Source organism: Longitalea luteola, from assembly GCF_017356035.1.
Classification (GTDB): domain Bacteria; phylum Bacteroidota; class Bacteroidia; order Chitinophagales; family Chitinophagaceae; genus Niastella; species Niastella luteola.
Map to the genome: position 1 here is coordinate 525,220 of NZ_JAFIQX010000002.1, position 17,319 is coordinate 542,538.

General features: G+C 44.2%; 16 protein-coding genes. 6 read left to right on the plus strand and 10 right to left on the minus strand.

Annotation, left to right across the window (positions count from 1 at the left end):
• Positions 1 to 11 precede the first annotated feature (11 nt).
• Genes JUB15_RS06370 through JUB15_RS06380 form a run of 3 tightly spaced genes read left to right on the plus strand, consistent with a single transcriptional unit; the run spans position 12 to position 2,248 of the window.
• On the plus strand, positions 12 to 908 hold the full coding sequence (locus JUB15_RS06370; RefSeq protein WP_207511495.1) for a phosphatidate cytidylyltransferase: 897 nt from the start codon (positions 12 to 14) through the stop codon (positions 906 to 908).
• The gene (locus tag JUB15_RS06375; RefSeq protein WP_207511496.1) at positions 905 to 1,537 is read left to right on the plus strand and encodes a M949_RS01915 family surface polysaccharide biosynthesis protein; all 633 of its coding nucleotides are present in this window, start codon (positions 905 to 907) and stop codon (positions 1,535 to 1,537) included. Before JUB15_RS06370 ends, JUB15_RS06375 begins: the two co-directional genes overlap by 4 nt.
• Before the next feature lie 54 nt (positions 1,538 to 1,591).
• Positions 1,592 to 2,248: a phosphatidylserine decarboxylase family protein gene (locus tag JUB15_RS06380; RefSeq protein ID WP_207511497.1), complete on the plus strand. Its 657-nt coding sequence runs from the start codon at positions 1,592 to 1,594 to the stop codon at positions 2,246 to 2,248.
• A gap of 68 nt (positions 2,249 to 2,316) precedes the next feature.
• Here the strand turns inward: JUB15_RS06380 and JUB15_RS06385 are convergent, their stop codons facing one another.
• A complete protein-coding gene (locus JUB15_RS06385) occupies positions 2,317 to 3,012 on the minus strand; it encodes a YjjG family noncanonical pyrimidine nucleotidase (protein ID WP_207511498.1) in 696 nt (231 codons plus the stop codon).
• A gap of 59 nt (positions 3,013 to 3,071) precedes the next feature.
• On the opposite strand from JUB15_RS06385, the gene JUB15_RS06390 reads away from it, so the two are divergent.
• Positions 3,072 to 3,773, plus strand: a complete 702-nt coding sequence (locus JUB15_RS06390; protein ID WP_207511499.1) for an SDR family oxidoreductase — start codon at positions 3,072 to 3,074, stop codon at positions 3,771 to 3,773.
• 397 nt (positions 3,774 to 4,170) lie between these two features.
• Positions 4,171 to 5,871: a BatD family protein gene (locus tag JUB15_RS06395; protein ID WP_369411515.1), complete on the plus strand. Its 1,701-nt coding sequence runs from the start codon at positions 4,171 to 4,173 to the stop codon at positions 5,869 to 5,871.
• Here JUB15_RS06395 and JUB15_RS06400 read toward each other — a convergent pair.
• The 7 genes from JUB15_RS06400 to JUB15_RS06430 form a co-directional block, all read right to left on the minus strand.
• Entirely contained in the window at positions 5,851 to 6,420 is a 570-nt protein-coding gene (locus JUB15_RS06400) for a GDYXXLXY domain-containing protein (protein WP_207511500.1), read from the minus strand. The two genes, JUB15_RS06395 and JUB15_RS06400, sit on opposite strands and share 21 nt — an antisense overlap.
• Entirely contained in the window at positions 6,417 to 7,733 is a 1,317-nt protein-coding gene (locus JUB15_RS06405; protein ID WP_207511501.1) for a DUF2157 domain-containing protein, read from the minus strand. Before JUB15_RS06405 ends, JUB15_RS06400 begins: the two co-directional genes overlap by 4 nt.
• 129 nt (positions 7,734 to 7,862) lie before the next feature.
• A complete protein-coding gene (locus tag JUB15_RS06410) occupies positions 7,863 to 8,564 on the minus strand; it encodes a response regulator transcription factor (protein ID WP_207511502.1) in 702 nt (233 codons plus the stop codon).
• Entirely contained in the window at positions 8,554 to 9,546 is a 993-nt protein-coding gene (locus JUB15_RS06415) for a sensor histidine kinase (RefSeq protein ID WP_207511503.1), read from the minus strand. The genes JUB15_RS06410 and JUB15_RS06415 overlap by 11 nt, the downstream gene beginning before the upstream one ends.
• Positions 9,547 to 9,565: 19 nt before the next feature.
• Positions 9,566 to 10,060 carry a gliding motility lipoprotein GldH gene (locus JUB15_RS06420; protein WP_207511504.1) on the minus strand — a complete coding sequence of 165 codons (495 nt, stop codon included), beginning with the start codon at positions 10,058 to 10,060 and terminating at the stop codon, positions 9,566 to 9,568.
• Between the two features lie 161 nt (positions 10,061 to 10,221).
• A complete protein-coding gene (locus JUB15_RS06425) occupies positions 10,222 to 11,097 on the minus strand; it encodes a YicC/YloC family endoribonuclease (RefSeq protein WP_207511505.1) in 876 nt (291 codons plus the stop codon).
• Between the two features lie 161 nt (positions 11,098 to 11,258).
• Complete coding sequence (locus JUB15_RS06430) at positions 11,259 to 11,879, minus strand: pseudouridine synthase (protein WP_242696220.1); 621 nt, start codon at positions 11,877 to 11,879, stop codon at positions 11,259 to 11,261.
• Positions 11,880 to 12,488: 609 nt separating this feature from the next.
• On the opposite strand from JUB15_RS06430, the gene JUB15_RS06435 reads away from it, so the two are divergent.
• Positions 12,489 to 13,436: a UDP-3-O-(3-hydroxymyristoyl)glucosamine N-acyltransferase gene (locus tag JUB15_RS06435; protein WP_207511506.1), complete on the plus strand. Its 948-nt coding sequence runs from the start codon at positions 12,489 to 12,491 to the stop codon at positions 13,434 to 13,436.
• A gap of 156 nt (positions 13,437 to 13,592) precedes the next feature.
• Here the strand turns inward: JUB15_RS06435 and JUB15_RS06440 are convergent, their stop codons facing one another.
• Both JUB15_RS06440 and JUB15_RS06445 read right to left on the minus strand, forming a co-directional pair.
• Positions 13,593 to 14,336 (minus strand): LytR/AlgR family response regulator transcription factor, encoded by a 744-nt coding sequence (locus tag JUB15_RS06440; RefSeq protein WP_207511507.1) that lies wholly within the window; start codon positions 14,334 to 14,336, stop codon positions 13,593 to 13,595.
• Entirely contained in the window at positions 14,333 to 17,236 is a 2,904-nt protein-coding gene (locus JUB15_RS06445) for a sensor histidine kinase (protein ID WP_207511508.1), read from the minus strand. The genes JUB15_RS06440 and JUB15_RS06445 overlap by 4 nt, the downstream gene beginning before the upstream one ends.
• Between the last annotated feature and the right edge of the window lie 83 nt (positions 17,237 to 17,319).

Sequence of the window (17,319 nt, forward strand, 5' to 3'; positions counted from 1 at the left end):
TGCTTTCGCCTATGGCGCTCAATGTAAAAACATTAAAGACCAGGTCGCTTACTGCGGTGGTATTTGTTGTAGTGATGCTTGTTGGCTTACTATGGAACCACTGGAGCTTTTTTATACTATTCAGCATTATTCATTTTGGTTGCTGGACAGAATTCCAGAAACTGGTGGGATTAATTGATCCTGACTATACGACAATTACGCCTTTTCACAAATATGGCGTGAAATTGGCAGGCTGGTGCATCATGTTGTATTTCACCAATGACCGGTTTCAACTATTCGGAATACCCTTGCATGAGATCGGCTGGTTCCTGGGTTTGTTGTTCATTTTCATTTTACCCATCATTGAATTGTTATTTGCGCGGGAAATAAAACCGAAGAACATTGGTTATTCTGCCATAGGCCTGCTGTATATCTCTTTATCCTGGGGTTTAATGATGGACCTGCGAACCTCGTTCATCCCGCCGGATAAAGAAAATATTTTGTTGTCGCTCGACAACTGGGGGAAAGTGATCCCATGTGGCCTTATTTTCTCTATCTGGATCAACGATACCATGGCCTATATTGTAGGGTCATTGATAGGAAAAACGCCGTTTTCTTCCATTTCTCCCAAGAAAACCTGGGAAGGAACTGTTGGTGGTGCCATACTATGCGTTGTAGTGATTGCGTTACTGGGGTACTTTATTCCGCCGGCCAATGGCTATTTTGTTATACACTGGATCGCCATTGCCGCTATTGCTGCTGTGGTGGGTACGGCAGGTGATCTGGCTGAAAGTAAATTGAAACGGATGGCCAATGTAAAGGACAGTGGGCATATCATGCCGGGGCATGGCGGATTTTTAGACCGGTTTGATTCATTACTGTTAGCAATCCCATTTGTTTGGTTATATATTCAACTGGCACTCAAATGAAACACCAACTACTGATCATTATCCTGTTAACTACATTATTAAGCTGTACCGCCTCGCCCGATGAAAAACCGGTACCCCTGCTGGATTTTCATGCCGGCATGATCAGCAAGAAATTATACAAAGGCCATATCAAGGAGGGCAAACGATGGAAAGATAAACGGGGGGAGAATATTGTCATCCTTACCCAAACGGGCGTATACTGGTCGAGTGTGTACGATGCTACCCGGGGCGCACGATTGTATGCGTATCATTTTATTAAAACAGGCGATTCGTTTAAGGAAGTATGGAAGATCAGTGAAGTGGTGAATGAATGCGCCTGGGATGTACGGTGCAATTTTTTTAGTAATTCTTTAACCATTACCGATCTTGATAGCGATGATATTGCCGAGGTAGGCTTTGCACTGGCTAAAGGCTGTAAGTCCGAACCGGGTCCCGATGAAAAAAAGGTGGTTTTTTATGAAGGCAAGGACCTGTACCTCATACAGGGAACTACCACTGTAGTGAAAGGATCGCAAAAACTGGGCGGCGATAAAGAAGTGGAAAAAAAGTTTGCTGATGCGCCGGATGCCTTCCTGGAGTTTGCCAATAAACAGTGGAATAAATTTGGCGTTGCCGCTGCGGCCAAATAAAGAAATACCTTGATGCGATACTATTTTGTAATTTTAACCCCTTAAAATTTTTAAATGACCATTCATAGAGAAGGCTACAGGAGTATATTGATCAGCGCGATATTGTTTGCTGTTATTAACCTGGCATCATTTTCTTTCATCAGCCCTTACCTGAGCTGGGTTAGCTGGCTGATCTTTATCGTTACGTTGGGTTTATTGTTGTTTATGATCTCTTTTTTCCGGGTTCCCCGCCGCAAGCTGATGCTGGGCAGCAACCTGATCATTGCGCCGGCCGATGGCAAGGTAGTGGTTATTGAAGAAGTGTATGACGAAGAGTATTTCAAGGATAAAAGATTGCAGGTGTCTATATTCATGAGTCCGGCCAACGTGCACCAAAACCGTAACCCCATTACCGGTGAAGTAGTATATAATCAATATCACAAAGGTAAATACCTGGTAGCCTGGCATCCGAAATCATCAACCGAAAATGAGCGTCACTCTGTGGTGATCCGTCATCCAAAGGGAGAAATCTTAGTAAAACAAATTGCCGGTGCATTGGCCAAACGTATTGTAAACTACCTGAGCGTGGGGCAAAAAGTGGAGCAATGCGGTGAACTGGGTTTTATTAAATTCGGTAGCCGGGTAGATCTGTTATTACCCCTCAATTCGAAGATCAATGTAAAGTTAAATGAGGTGGTGAAAGGTGGTGTAACCGTACTGGGCTCGTTATAAGAAGCGAATTGTCAAAACTCAAAATAAGTGAAGTGTGCCACAGTTTTTAAGCGTGGCACACTTTGTTTTTAAAATATATTCTGCAATTCTTTCAATGAATACACGGTATAAGTAGGTTGTATGGAAGGGGCAATGTTCAAATGATTCATATACACCTGATCAATGCCCGCATTAATGGCTCCCTGGATGTCTGCTTCTATATTATCACCGATCATAATACTTGTTTCGGGTAATGCATTTGTTTTTTCAAATGCATATTGAAATATTTCCTTGTTGGGTTTTATGAACGTACTTCCTTCCGAAGTGATCACTTCGCCGAAATAGCTGTCGATACCGGCATTTTTTAATTTGAAATGCTGTACTTGTTCAAAACCGTTGGTGATCAGGTGCAGCTTGTATCCTTTATTCGTGAGGTAGGTTAGTATTTCAACCGTATGCGGGAACAGCGTCTTACGCGTAGGTAAAAGGTCTAGGAAACGTTTGGCCATATCCATGGCAAGGTTTTGATCGCCTATCTTAAAATCGAGCAGCGTCAGCCACATTCGCTTCCAGCGCAGGTCGTCTATTTTGATAAATCCTTTTCTGAACCGGTCCCACAGTTTTTCATTGTGCAAAAAATAGCCCTGGTAGAACAATTCAAAACTATGAACGCCTTTCGATGCTAAATTATAGGAGAGATACAGATCTTCCAGGGTTTGGCGGCTATTGGTTTCGAAATCCCACAAGGTATGATCGAGGTCAAAAAAGATATGCTGGTACTTCATGACGCAAGTTACTAAGTATCGTGTTTTGCCCTGACCTGTTTTTAATTAATTTAGCAATTATGAATGTTATAATCACCGGTGCATCAAGAGGATTAGGCAAAGCTATTGCTCATCTATTTGCACAGAATGGCCATGACCTGGTGCTCACTTCCCGTAACGAAGTGGCTTTGTATAATGCTGTGCAGGAATTTATGACCCAATACCCTGCGATCAGGGTCAAAGCGAAAGCATTTGATCTTTCCATAAAAGAGCAGGCGCAGGATTTTGGCAAATGGATACTAAGCCTCGATCTGCCTGTAGACGTGCTGGTAAATAATGCTGGTTTATTCGACCCGGGAAGTGTATACAATGAGCCCGATGGTACCCTGGAGCACATGATGGCAGTAAACCTCTACAGCGCCTATCATGTAACCCGTTCGGTGATCGATCGGATGATCGCACAAAAAAGCGGTCACATCTTTAACATGTGCTCCATTGCTTCGTTGAAGGCTTATCCAAATGGTGGTGCTTACAGCATCAGCAAATATGCTCTGGCGGGTTTTTCAACCAATCTTCGGGAAGAAATGAAGCCGTTTGGTATTAAGGTCACGGCGGTTTATCCCGGCGCTGCCTACACTGATTCCTGGGAAGGCAGTGGTGTAAGTGCAAAACGTATAATGGAAGCCAATGATATTGCGAAAATGGTGTATATGGCTGCACAGTTGTCGCCCCAGGCCTGTGTGGAAGAGATCATATTGCGGCCGCAACTGGGCGATCTTTAGTCAGTAGACAAAGGGCAATAGACCAAAGGCAACAAACAAAAGGCAATAGACAAACCGTAACAGGAGGAAAATATACAGACAATTGGCAACTAGCGATTTGTAATTGACATTCCCTGTTATATATTAAGGCAATGAGTTTATTCCTTTCTGTTGCCATTTAACCTTGCGTATTGCCTATTATCCATTGCCTGTTGGTTTAACGCTCCTTTAACGTCCGGATGCTGACCACCCTAAACCGGCAAAATTTATATTTGTTACTGTCATAATCATTGCTGATCCAAAAAGCGCAAGCATCAGGAAATTTCTACATATCATTTTATGGGGGCTGTTTGGCTGCCTGGTTACCGGGCCATTAAAGGCGCAGGTAAAATTTTATACGCTACTCAGCGAGTCTACCATTTCCGTTCGCCAAACCTTCCAGGTGCAGTATATTGTCGAGGGAGCAAGCAACATCCGTCAGTTCAAGGTGCCGCGGTTCAAGGATTTTGAAGTGGCCGACGTTTTTGATTACAATTCAGCGCGTTATGGCCAGGGGCTCTACACTTATTCAAAAATAATTGTGTTGTTGTCGACCCGCAAAGGAAAATTCACTATTCCTGGTGCTACCGCTATAATCGATGGGAAGCCAATGCATTCCAACGCTGTGAAGATCGCCGTTAAACCGGGCGTTCCCGGTATGCATAATATCGATCCTGATGATATTGATACGGAAGAAGAATCTGTTTTGTATCCGGGCGATGATATAAAAGATAAAATAGAAAAGAATCTGTTCCTGCGGGTTGAGACCAGCAAAACCACCTGTTATGTTGGTGAACCATTAATGGTGGTTTATAAAGCATATTCGCGGTTGAATGCCAATTCGCAGGTAGTGAAACGGCCTTCACTAACCGGGTTCAGTGTAATGGAAATGGTTGATGCCTATGATGGCCGGCCAGACATTGAAAGGCTGAACGGCCGTTCCTATTATACCAACCTGGTGCGTAAAGTGCAGTTGTTCCCTTTGCAGGAAGGTGTGTATACCCTTGACCCGGCTGAAATAGAAAGTGTTGTTCACTTTATAAAAACAGATGACCCGGCTGGTAAAAGAGACGGATCGCTGTTTAACCGCAACACCCGGCCGCTATTCCCTTCCGCCATCAATCACCGTACTATTTTACGTACAGAACCGAAGACCATAACCGTAAAACCATTACCTACGGCCAATCAACCGGCTGATTTTGGCGGCGCCGTTGGACAGTTCACCCTCACAGTGAATGTTCCCGATGCTCCCATTCACCAGGGTGACCTGGTAAAAATACAGGTAGTTATCAGCGGTAGTGGTAACCTGTCGTTGCTTACGCCGCCTGCCATTAAATGGCCGAAAGGAGTAGATACTGCAGAACCGGCCGTAAAGGAAAACGTCAATAAATATGTTTTCCCATTAAGCGGTTCCAAAACGTTTGAATATTCATTTGCGGCGCCTGACACCGGCGATTACATCATTCCTGCTGTTCACCTGCCGTATTATGATCCGGCTGACAATAAATATAAGACCGCAACCAGCGATTCGATTACGCTGCATGTTTTACCGGGACTGCAAAGAGCAGATACCGGCCTGGTGGCGCCCTCTCATCAAATTTCATCCATTAAGCCTCATTACTTCTGGTTTGCAGGCGTTGTGCTGGTTATTATAGCGAGCATAACCTACCAGGTTATTTCCTTGCGAAAGGCAAAGAAGAAAGCCATTGCCAAAGCAACGCCGCCGGCTCCTGTCGAGGAAGCACCATCGCCTGAAAAGATAATTTCTGAATTACTGACCGGGGCCCGACAGGCTTTGCAAAACCATCAGCAACAGGCCTTTTATCGTGAAGTGCAGGACGCGCTCTGGAAGGTGGTGGCTACTAACTGGCAGGTATTGCCATCGCGGTTGAACAAGTACCATATTACGCAATTACTGAGGGAGAAACAGGTGCCGGCTGAAACCATCCGCCACTTTTCGGCAATCCTCGACGAATGTGAATGGGCATTGTATACACCGGGACAGTCGGTGAGCAGTATGGAAAGCCTGATGGGTAAAACGGAAGGCGTATTACTGCAACTACTTGAAATAAGAAGTTAGGGGTTTATCATTTATAAATACATCTTCAATCACCGCGTTTCCTTTATAGATCTTTACCTGCACATAAGTTCTTGAAGTTGAATCCCTGGTTGCCTGCTGGTAGGCAAGCTCCGCTTTTGGCGCTTTATGCTCTTCCATATAATATTCATCGAACGGATAATCGATGTTTGCCAACGGCTCTTCATGATCAGTATTCAGGATCCAGTTCACCTTTGCTTTTACATATGCTTCTTCTTTTGATGGTTCTATTAAGGAAACACTTTTTATTTTGGCAAAACCGGCGTTATCTACAGTTAACAGCACATAAACAGGTTGGTCGTGTTTTGTCGGGAATGTGCGATCTACTCTGGCTGCCCCTTCTTTAATATTCAGGGTAATGTACTTCCCGATAAATGGATTGTTTGGGTCTACGGGTGCCGTCAGAAACCGGTAAATTTTTCCTTTTTTCAGTATTACTTCCCGCTCCCAGATCATTTGAGCAGGCACCAGCCATTGGGCAAGTGCAACAATTATAAAAACCGGTAGTAATATTTTCAGGCTCCAGTTCATACATGGGTGTTTTCGGTGAGTGTTCTTCTTTTTTTGAGCAACAGGTAATTAGCGGCGAAGAAACCAACGCCTGCGGCCACAAAAAATATTCCACGCCAGATAAAAGGTATGCTGGTGTCGAAGAAACGGAATATGGCCAGCAGGGCAAGTATGACCAATCCGAAGTTTAGTATTCCCAGGTGGTTTTGCAAACTGCCCTTTCGTATAAAGAATACCGATATAAGGATGATCCAGCCGTTTACCAGGAATGCACCGGTCTGTGCGCTTTCGGGTAATAAAAGGGCGAGGATGCAAAAAAAACAGGCGCTGTAGGTAGTGGGATCAAACTTTTCGCCTGTTTCCGGGGCGTTGCGGATCATTAACCATGCACTTGTTATAAGCATGAGAATAGTGGCAAAGGATAATGGCGAACCGGCGAAGCGGCTGTAACCGCTACGCGACAGATCAGCCCATAAATACGTAAAGCTCCAGGTGATGAGTATTACCAGTATACCAAGTATGCCCAGCGTACGAAAGGGATTGGCCATTAATTTATTGTCACGGAAATAGCGCGTGTTGCCCAGCACATAATAGAGTCCAAACAAAGACATATAGCCGGCAAATATCCAGTTCATATCATCATTTGACCCTGAATAAGCACCCAGCGTAATGCATAATGACAGTGTTAGAAACCAGTTATGCAAATGATAGAAATTGCTGTTTTTGTTCGCGGCTGCCAGTTTATAGTACCAGGGAAGCAGGCACAATAGAATAATCCCATACATATACGGGTAATGCGTGATCCTGGATGAGAACAATTGATTGTATCCGCTTTCGGCGGCGTACCAGGTTGAGATAGCGATGATGAGTAGGGAAACGATGGAAGAGGCATGGAGATAAACCAGCGGGATGGTTAGTAATAGCCAGGTGAGCAGAAAACCGCTCAGGCTTCCCTCGATATTATACACCTGGCTCACCATGGCAATGGTAGCAGGTATTGTACAAAATAAAAAAGAAGCGCTGCCTTCCTGCCAGACCCTGCTTTCTTTTTTGCGTATCAGGGCGTATATACAAATTGCGTGGGCAATTGCCAGCGGCAAAAAGGCCAGCATTGTTTTGGTTATGCGGTGCAGTTGATCCCAGTTATGCGCTACCAACAGGATAATACCTGAGCCAACCAGTATGGCGCCCAGGATCCCCAGCACAATGTTGAACTTGTTGGTGGTGGAATCTCTTCTTGCCTGGTAATAGTCGGTGATCCGGGAAGCAGTATCTGACGTAATGATATTTGCAGCTACCAGCTCCTGCAGGTCTTTAATGAGGGGTTTGTTCATGGCATAGCCGTATTGACGGTTTCAAATATGGCAGTAAAATGTCACAAATGCAATGGCGCCTGTAAAAAAACCTACCCAAAAACTGTTAAAACCTGTCAGTGCAGCTGAATTGGTAGTTGTAAACAACTGTTATTCTGTGTATTTATAGCCTACGCCACGCACCGAGTGAAAATAACGGGGATTACGACTGTCGTGTTCGAAATATTTTCGAAAGTTCAATATGAAGTTGTCGATGGTGCGGGTAGTAGGATACACATTGTAACCCCATACTGTTTGTAATATTTTTTCCCGGGGCACTACATCATTCTTGTTCTCGAATAACAGCTTCAGCAGCATAGCTTCTTTTTTACTGAGCTGAATGCGTTGGCCTTCTTTGGTGACTGCTTCCTGGGCATTGAAATCAATGGTGTGCCCGCCAAACTGATAGGTGTCGCCCACCGTATCCTTGTCCTGCATCTTTTTATTCTTTTCAATCAGTTTCTGCACCCGCAGTAACAACTCTTCAAGATTGAAGGGTTTGGTAAGATAATCATCGGCACCTTTTTTTAAACCCAGTACCCTGTCGGAGCTGGTGTTTTTGGCGCTGAGGATGAGAATGGGCACCTGGTTGTTTTGAACGCGGATGGTTTCGGTTATGCTGATGCCGTCAACATCGGGCAGCATCACGTCGAGTATGATGAGATCAAAGTATTCGCTTTGTATTTTGTGCAGGGCTTCACTGCCGGTAAAGGCGGACGTTATTTCATACCCTTCCAGTTCAAGGTTCAGCTTGAGTGCTTCGTGCAGGTTTTCTTCGTCTTCAACCAGTAATATCGATGGTTTATTGCTCATGGGTATGTTTTACGGTAAAACTTACCATAAAATTACTGCCTCTTGGTAAATTATCGGTCACCCTGATGTGTCCATCGTGATCTTCTACAATCTTTTTACAAAGGTACAGTCCCAGGCCGGTGCCTTTGGCGGTGCGCGTAGTTTCGTTGCCTATGCGGTAGAATTTTTCGAATATCTGTCTCTTTTCATTGTCGGGTATGCCGGGCCCTTCATCGATCACCTGAAAATTGATGGTCTTGCCCTTTTGCAGCAGCTTTATGGTGATGGGACTTTCTTTAGGGGCGTATTTAATGGCGTTTTCTATCAGGTTGTTCACCAGTATCTGTAACAGTAAGGGGTCACCGTTAATATCTATTTCAGAATCTATCTCACATTGCCAATGCCGTTCGGGAAACCGGTTCCTGAATTCGCTGACGGTCGTTTTTACGAGATCGCTCAGTTCGAGCTCTTCTTTTGCCATGCGGTAACGGCCGCCTTCAAGTTGTGAAGAAACGAGGATGTTGCTTACCAGGGTGTTCAGCCGGTTGGTTTCCTGCAGGGTGGCCTGCAGCATTTTCAGTTTCTTATCGTCTGACAGGGAATATTTCAAAAGGGTTTCGAGGTTAAGCTTGGCCACTGCGATGGGTGTTTTCAATTCGTGCGTTATGGCCATCATGAAGTTTTCCTGCTGCGATTGCAATCGGATCTGTCGCCGTACGGCCTGGTAAACAAATATGGAAGCAATTAATATTACGACCAGGAAGGTAGCGCCTTCGCCGATGTATTGAACGTCTTTGATGCGCATTTCATCGGCAATGGCCTGGTATTTCGACTGAAAGGCAGGGTCGTCGAGTTTCAGCTCGCTGAATTTATAATCGGCCATGCGGTGGTTCTGATTTTCGAGGGCAATGAACCACCATACCAGCGCTACTACTATGTAAGCCAGCAACAGCCAGTAAACAACACTGGCAATGGCGAGTCGCTTTTTAGTAAATATGTCCATGAGCCAACATAATGAATGCCTATAATGCTTTTTCCAGGCGGATGCCTACATTCATGACGTTTTTCAAGGGGTCTTCCCGCATGATGTTTTCCAGCTTGAAGCGATAGATGCCTGCGCTTAGCCGTTCGGGAGAATTTGGCGGGGTAATAAGGATCCGGTGTTCAAAAATATCATCCATACCACTGGCCAGCCAGCCTTTTTCGTCGGTTGCCAGTTGCAGGTTAAGCGGCTGGTTATTGATAACTCCTTTGGGGCTTTCGGTATGAACATTGATCCAGATATTCTTGTAACGATACGCATCGGTATGCCGGATGACAATAAAAATATTGAACCGGGATGTGGTGTCTTTGGGTTCTATATTGAATGCTATTTCGGGTTTAAAGCTACTGTTCCAGGATTGTCCGGGAATGGTGACGTTCTTTTCAAAAACATCTACAGTACCACAACCCGGTAGAACGAGGTACGAAATAAGTATAAGGAAGCAGGAGATATAATTAAGGATACTTCTGTTCAAGGGAATGCTATTTTGTACAAAGATAGGAACGAAACAATTTATGGTTTGTTGTCTGGTGTTACCGGTTACCGGTGGCCGGTTACCCGGTAACTGGTAACCGGTAACCGGTTTCCTGCCGTTTTATCGCTTAATGCATCAATTGCGCTTAATCGTTCCGTGATTTACAAAACATTCAGCACTTGTTCTTTTGCTTTTTCCAGCTCATCTTTCATTAGTACCACACATTTCTGGATGGAGGAGTCGTAGGCTTTGGCGCCGGTGGTATTGATCTCACGGCCTATTTCCTGCAACACAAATGATAATTTTTTACCTTTTCCTTCTTCAGGCTCGTTCAGGATGTTCTTGAAGTATTCGCAGTGGGTCTTCAACCGCACCTGTTCTTCGCTGAGGTCAATTTTTTCGATGTAGTAAATCAATTCCTGTTCGAGTCGGTTGGGATCGTAGTTTTCTTTTCCCACATTTTCTTCCAGCACCTTGGTCAATCCTTCCCTGATCTTTTGCTTGCGTAACGGTTCCAGGGTAGCAATGATCTCCTGTTGTTTTTGAATATTGCTTATGCGCAACAGGAGGTCGCCTTCCATGATCTTTCCCTCTTCCAGCCGGTGAGTGGTGAGGTTATCGATAGCCGCTTCAATAACTTTCTTGAACATCTCCCATTCTTCATCACTGAGGGTTTCGCCGGTAGGGGTGATCACCTCTGGTAATTTAATGAGGGTGCTTAAGATATGTGAGGGATCGAGGTTCAGGGCCTGCGATAACTCGGCGATGGGCTGATAATAGGCTTTTGCCAGGTCGGTATTGATGCTTACCGGTTTTGCGGCGCCACTTTCCTTAAGGCTGATGGTACAATCAATGGTTCCCCTTCCCAACTTTTTAGATAATAACGTTCGTATATCGAATTCGAATGGCTTTAAAAAAGCCGGAATTTTTAATGATAGTTCAAACTGTTTTCCATTCAGTGATTTAATGTCAACCAGGAAGGTCTTATCTCCCACGGTTTGTTCACTTCTTCCAAAGCCGGTCATTGATTTCAACATAACGTACCTTTTTTTAGCAAGGTAATGAAATAAAGGCACAAGGCACAAGAATCAAGGCGCAAGGGCTGAAGGCAAAAGGCTCAAGCTAAAGGCTGAAGGCGCAAAGCTGAAGGCAAAAGGCAAAAGGCTAAAGGCTGAAGGCTCAAGGCGCGGCTTTCGCTTTACCCAAATAAGCGGGTATAGATGTCGTTTTTATTCATTTCCCGCATATCGCCTGGTAATAAACCTTCCAACGTAATGTTACCAATGCGGTAACGGATCAAACGCAGGGTAGGGAACCCGGTTTGAGCAGTCATTTTTCTTACCTGCCGGTTCTTTCCTTCCGTTAATACCAGTTTTATCCAGCTGGTTGGAATGTCTTTACGAAATCGAATGGGTGGATGACGATCCGGAACGGCCGGTGTGTTAGCAAAACGCGTTGCTTTACATGGCCTGGTGCGATATTTTTTACCGTTAATGGTTATTGATACCCCTGTTCGCAATTGCTGCAATGATTTTTCATGTATCTCACCATCTACCTGTACCCAGTATTCCCGCTCATGGGCAAAAGTTGGATTCAACAGCCGGTGATTGAGTGAGGCATCATTGGTGAGCAAGAGTAATCCTTCACTGTCATGATCTAACCTGCCAACAGGATATACATCAGTTGGTACATTAAAGAATGCTTTCAATGTTTGTTTTCCTTCTTCAGAAGTGAACTGCGATAGTACCTGGTATGGTTTGTAGATTATAAAATAGTGATGCATACAAAAGAAAATCTCCCGGTGAGCCGGGAGATTCATTATGTGGATGGGTTAGTAAGTACCGGGAAATAAATTTCCCTCCACAATATTAAAAATAATTTTTTCTATCTAAAAAAATTTTCTAATAAATTTTATTCACATTTTTTTTATGTAATGGGGAAAAGCGAAGCCGTAATTCATCGTTAAGTGCAATGCTGAACACAAATTTATAACTCTTTCATGCTATCTACAAGACTGCTCACTATTTTTTCACTTGCTGAAACATGCGCTGGCAGCGGCTTGTAAGCTATACGATCTGTAAGAGATAATATAACACGTTGTTATTTGCAACTTTTATAAACAACAGAACTATTCAAACAGCGCAGTAAAAAAATCCATTCATTAAGCCGGTAACAGTCTTTCATTTTTTGGCAAAAAGATCGGTGAAAAGGATAAATAATGCCGGTGATGGCTTTCATTCAATAAGATAACGGCTTGTTGAAGCAGGTAAGTTGATGCCGGATGAGTAATAAACGGATCGGTCATAGAAAAATCACGATGCTTATGCTTGCCTGGGCCAGTTAATATATCAGAAAACATGAAACTGATGGCAATAATTACCCGGCGGGTGTGCGTAACGTGCGTTACTTTTGCGAAAATTCATAGGATATGAAATTTCCTGCTCCCGTTTCGGTAAAATGGATAGCCAATTTGATAGGCGCTGAGCTTACAGGCAATACAGAAGGAATAGCTACAGGTATAAATGAGATCCATAAAGTAGAACCCGGTGACCTCGTATTTGCAGATCATCCCAAATATTACGACAAGTGTTTGCAATCGGCAGCCACTTTTATCATCATTAACCAAAAAACAGATTGTCCGGAAGGAAAAGCATTGCTGATCGTTGATAAACCGTTCGATGCATATCAAACCATTGTGCGTCACTTCCGCCCTTTCAGGCCCGCCGATAAACCGGTGAGCGATTCGGCTGTGATTGGCGAAGGAACATATATAGCGCCTAACGTTTATATCGGCCATGAAGTAAGTATCGGCAAGAACTGTTTCATTGGCCCCAATGTTACCATTTTAGATTATTGTATTATAGGCGATAACGTCATCATACAATCCGGAACAGTGATCGGGTCCGACGCTTTCTACTATAATTCCAAAAAGGACCGCGAGGTGTGGTATAAGAAAATGGAGAGTTGTGGCCGCGTAGTAATTGAAAATGATGTGGAGATCGGGGCAGGTTGCACCATCGATCGCGGGGTATCGCATGATACACGCATTGGCCGTGGCAGCAAACTCGATAATATGGTTCACATTGGCCATGATACTGTTTTAGGTACAAACTGTTTGCTGGCTGCACAGGTTGGCATAGCGGGCGCTACAACGCTTGGTAACGGAGTTATTTTGTGGGGACAGGTAGGGGTTTCAAAAACACTTACTATCGGCGATAATGCGGTACTACTTGCCCAAAGCGGGGTGCCTTCTTCCCTGGAAGGCGGTAAAGTTTATTTTGGAACGCCGGCTGAAGATGCAAGCGTTAAAAGAAGAGAACTGGTTTGGGTGAAACGAATACCGGAGATCTGGGAAAAAATAAAAGCCATTAAATAATGATTTCTGATTTCAGGATTTTGAGATTTGCGATTGTTCAAATTCGAACACTCCGATAAATCTCAAAATCCCCGGATCGCAAAATCCAAAATTCCAAAATCTCGAGATCCCGAAATCCCGAGATCCCGAAATCCCGAAATCAGAAATCGCTTACTCCTATTTGAATTTGGAAAGAAACTCATCCTTTTTACGCATAGATACTTCTATGGTGGTTCCATCTTCCATCTCAATGGTTCCGCCGCGACCTCGGTTATATTTTTTGATGAAAGAGTGGTTGATGATATAAGATTGATGCACCCGGCTAAAGTTTTCAAAGGGTAATATGTCTTCAAATTCTTTTAATGTACGTGACACCATTATTTTTTGCTGATCCTGCATATACACAAACGTATAACTGCCTCTTGCCTCGAGCCACACCAGCTCATTGATGTTTACAAAAACCAGCCCATCGAGGGTTGGCAGCGCCACTTTTTGTAAAACAGGTTTACTTACCGACAGGTTAAATAACAACGCATCAATTTTACTGGTAATATTTTTGGTCTTAATACGCTCAACTGCTTTTTGTACAGCCGCCTGCAGCTCTTTTATATTAACCGGTTTTAATAAGTAGTCCAGGGCGGAATATTTTATGGCATTGATGGCGTAATTATCGAACGCTGTAACAAAAATGATCTCAAAGTTCACCGGCGACAGGTTATTCAGCAATTCAAAAGCATTACCGAACGGCATTTCAATGTCGAGGAATACCAGGTCGGGTTGTGTATTCAGGATAAGCGCCTGCCCCGTTCGGATATTTTCAGCTACACCGGCCAGTTCTATAAGCGGACAGTATTTCTGTAAAAGCTGTTTGAGCGCTTCAATGTTATTGGGCTCATCGTCGATAATGATGGTGCGTATCATTTTTTCACAGGTTTTAAAGTAATGGGATGGGGAAACCGGATAGTAACTCTTGTGCCTGTGGCCTGGTCTTTTTCATTGGTCAAATCGTTTATTTCAATGGTTATGGGTTCAATTAACTGACGATTTAAAATGTTTATTCTTTCGGCGGTCAGCGACATGCCTTTCGATTGGTACTCAACATGCATTTGTGATTTATACGCATGGGCTTTTTTACGTCCGATGCCATTATCCTCGATAATACATACGAATCCCTCATTGCTTTTCTGAAATTTTATATCTATACGGCCACCGCCGTTCTCTTTATACCGGATGCCGTGCCGGATGCTGTTCTCGATGTACGGTTGTAAGATCATGGTGGGAATATGGGCCATATCGGGTTCTATTTCCGCGTCGATGTCAATGGTATAACTGAATGAATGCCCAAAGCGCATCATTTCGAGCTCGAGGTATCTTTTCAGGTATTTTATTTCGTTAGTAAGGGAGATGGTGCCCTTTTCCGAATTATCGAGCGTTTGCCTGATCAGGTGGGCAAATTCTGTAAGGTACCAGTTCGATGATTCAAGGTCGTTTGTTATTATAAAATTTTGAATACTGTTGAGGCAGTTAAAAATAAAATGCGGGTTCATTTGCGCCCGCAAAGCCATTTGTTCCAGTTCATTCAGTTTTTGTTGCAGGGATGTTCTTTCCTGTTCTTCCTTATGAAGCAGGCGGAAGCGCCAGGACACCAGGATCCAGGTAATGAAGATCGCCAGTGCAATGATCAATACCTGGAAGGGCAGCGTTTGCCAGAAAGGCGCTTCTATAACAAAAGCGATGTTTACCGGGTTACTGATGATGCCTTTCTTGTTTATGGCAATCAGTTCAAATTCGTAATTACCGGGTGGAATGGATGGATATTCCAGCACGGTTTGAACGGTGGAATCCCAGGTATCGGTCAAACCCTTCAGCCGGTAGCGGTACCAGATACCGCCGCCTGATTTAAAGGAAATGCCTGCATACGAGATCTTTAAACTGTTCTCGAGATAACGCAGGCTGTAACTATCCTGCAATGGCTGTGGTTTATTACCTACCGTAACACTGAGTAACCGCAAGTTACATTTTGAATGATTGGCTACTTTGGTTTCGTCAAAATAAGTAAGTCCTGCCGGTGAGCCTACATAAATGGTATTGCCATCAACATGTACCGCATTGATAATGTCTGTAGGCAACCCGTCGGAAGTGCTGTAGGTGGTTACGGGATAGGGGGTTTGACTGATATTTATTTTATTAAGTCCTTTATCGGTACCCGCCCACAAAAAATGGTTATTAAGGAACAGGGTCCTGCAGATATCACTTGAAAGGCCTTCGCGGGTAGTTATTCGATTGATCAGCCGGCGGTCTTTCATACAAACGATACCGGCCCCATACGTAGCGATCCAGAGCCGCCCATCGGCCGACGGGGCAAAATAACTGATGCGTTGCCGTAGTTCGGGAAACTGATCGCCCAGGTAACGAACCTGTTTGTCTTTGCTAATGGTGTATAATCCGTTTATTGTTCCCACGTAGTATTCGTTATCATGATAGCAAACACTGGTGGTACGCTGATCCCAGATGGTATCCCGTACCTGCAATTCAGCCGGATCAACGAGCACGGTCCTTCTGGCTGTGCCCACCAACAGTAAACCGTTGTCCAGCGCATCAATTGATTTTAAGGCATAGGTGCGAAAGCAGCTGATATTCCTTGCCGGCGTTTTTTTGATTAAAAGTCCGTCGGAGCCAATCAACAGGTTGCCGTTTTCTATCGGTTTCAGGCATGTTACCCGGTTGATCGAATTGGCATTAACGGTCAATCGTTCAAATTCAGCATTTACATTCAGGGTATCAATGACGGCGCCCTGTTTTGTGTATACCCTGCCGAAAGCGGCGCCGGCATACAACTTATCCTTAATTTGGGTGAGCGAAAAGATCTCCGAGTTGCCATTCTCTCTAAAACAATAGGTTTTAAATTCCCGGGAGGCCAGTTTATAAACGCCTTCGCCCAGGGTAGCGAACCAGATATTCTTTTCACCATCTATGAGTGAATGGCTGATCTTTTTACCTTTCAGGAAATGTTCTTCAAAGTGATCGAAGGTGGTGGTGTCTACCATCCATGTACCGCTCCAGGTATTTGTAAACAACAAATTATCAACTGCCGCGGTATAGTTTTCGCTGGTTGGGTTCAACGATTTGCGGGCTTTCAGCAGGTTGGGCGCCCATACCACATCTTTGGCGGCGGACGTACAGGGTACTTTCGTTATGTTTCCATCGCTGATAATGAAACAGTCATCATCTACATTCAATTGAAAACCCCGGCCTTTGGGGTTGGGTCTGAACACGGTTTGATTCTTATCCGCGCTGTTCCTATACACTTTTACGTCATTGGCGGGTGAAAGGATAGTCACTCCTTTATCTGAAAGGAATCCGATATAATGATCGGCGCTTTCATAAAATGCGAAAACTACAGATGTGAGGTGGATCTTTTTAAGCACCGTATCGTTTTCCTGGTTGTGGATCCTGCCATTATAATAATAGCAGATACTGTTCTTAAAGGGCGCCATCCAAATCCTTCCCTTTGAGTCGGCAAACAGTCTTAATATTTCTGTTTCCGGCAAGCCATCGCTGGTGGTAAAGTTTTTGAAATTGGTACCATCAAAGCGGCTGATACCGGCTTCGGTAGCAAACCAGATGAATCCGTCCTTGTCCTGGCAAAGGTCATACACGGTCGAACCCGCCAGCCCGTCCTTTACATCGTAATGAATGAAATTATTTTCCTGGGCAAAAGAAGTACAAACAGTTATTAAACCGGTAAGAAGCAACAGGCATGCGTTAAAACGTTTGATGATCATAGCGAGTATAACTACTATGATGGCAAGGGTCCCCATAAGCGAATGGTTTTCCGATAGCCGGATTCAGTTAGCGGCTATCGGAATTCCGTTGAAGGTATAAAAAAAGCTATTAGGCGGGT

What these genes read in the sequence shown, in the direction of transcription:
- JUB15_RS06370 (WP_207511495.1), top strand. Translation starts at nt 12, where the DNA reads ATGGCGCTCAATGTAAAAACATTAAAGACCAGGTCGCTTACTGCGGTG.
- JUB15_RS06375 (WP_207511496.1), top strand. Translation starts at nt 905, where the DNA reads ATGAAACACCAACTACTGATCATTATCCTGTTAACTACATTATTAAGC.
- JUB15_RS06380 (WP_207511497.1), top strand. Translation starts at nt 1,592, where the DNA reads ATGACCATTCATAGAGAAGGCTACAGGAGTATATTGATCAGCGCGATA.
- JUB15_RS06385 (WP_207511498.1), bottom strand. Translation starts at nt 3,012, where the DNA reads ATGAAGTACCAGCATATCTTTTTTGACCTCGATCATACCTTGTGGGAT.
- JUB15_RS06390 (WP_207511499.1), top strand. Translation starts at nt 3,072, where the DNA reads ATGAATGTTATAATCACCGGTGCATCAAGAGGATTAGGCAAAGCTATT.
- JUB15_RS06400 (WP_207511500.1), bottom strand. Translation starts at nt 6,420, where the DNA reads ATGAACTGGAGCCTGAAAATATTACTACCGGTTTTTATAATTGTTGCA.
- JUB15_RS06405 (WP_207511501.1), bottom strand. Translation starts at nt 7,733, where the DNA reads ATGAACAAACCCCTCATTAAAGACCTGCAGGAGCTGGTAGCTGCAAAT.
- JUB15_RS06410 (WP_207511502.1), bottom strand. Translation starts at nt 8,564, where the DNA reads ATGAGCAATAAACCATCGATATTACTGGTTGAAGACGAAGAAAACCTG.
- JUB15_RS06415 (WP_207511503.1), bottom strand. Translation starts at nt 9,546, where the DNA reads ATGGACATATTTACTAAAAAGCGACTCGCCATTGCCAGTGTTGTTTAC.
- JUB15_RS06425 (WP_207511505.1), bottom strand. Translation starts at nt 11,097, where the DNA reads ATGTTGAAATCAATGACCGGCTTTGGAAGAAGTGAACAAACCGTGGGA.
- JUB15_RS06430 (WP_242696220.1), bottom strand. Translation starts at nt 11,879, where the DNA reads ATGAATCTCCCGGCTCACCGGGAGATTTTCTTTTGTATGCATCACTAT.
- JUB15_RS06435 (WP_207511506.1), top strand. Translation starts at nt 12,489, where the DNA reads ATGAAATTTCCTGCTCCCGTTTCGGTAAAATGGATAGCCAATTTGATA.
- JUB15_RS06440 (WP_207511507.1), bottom strand. Translation starts at nt 14,336, where the DNA reads ATGATACGCACCATCATTATCGACGATGAGCCCAATAACATTGAAGCG.
- JUB15_RS06445 (WP_207511508.1), bottom strand. Translation starts at nt 17,236, where the DNA reads ATGGGGACCCTTGCCATCATAGTAGTTATACTCGCTATGATCATCAAA.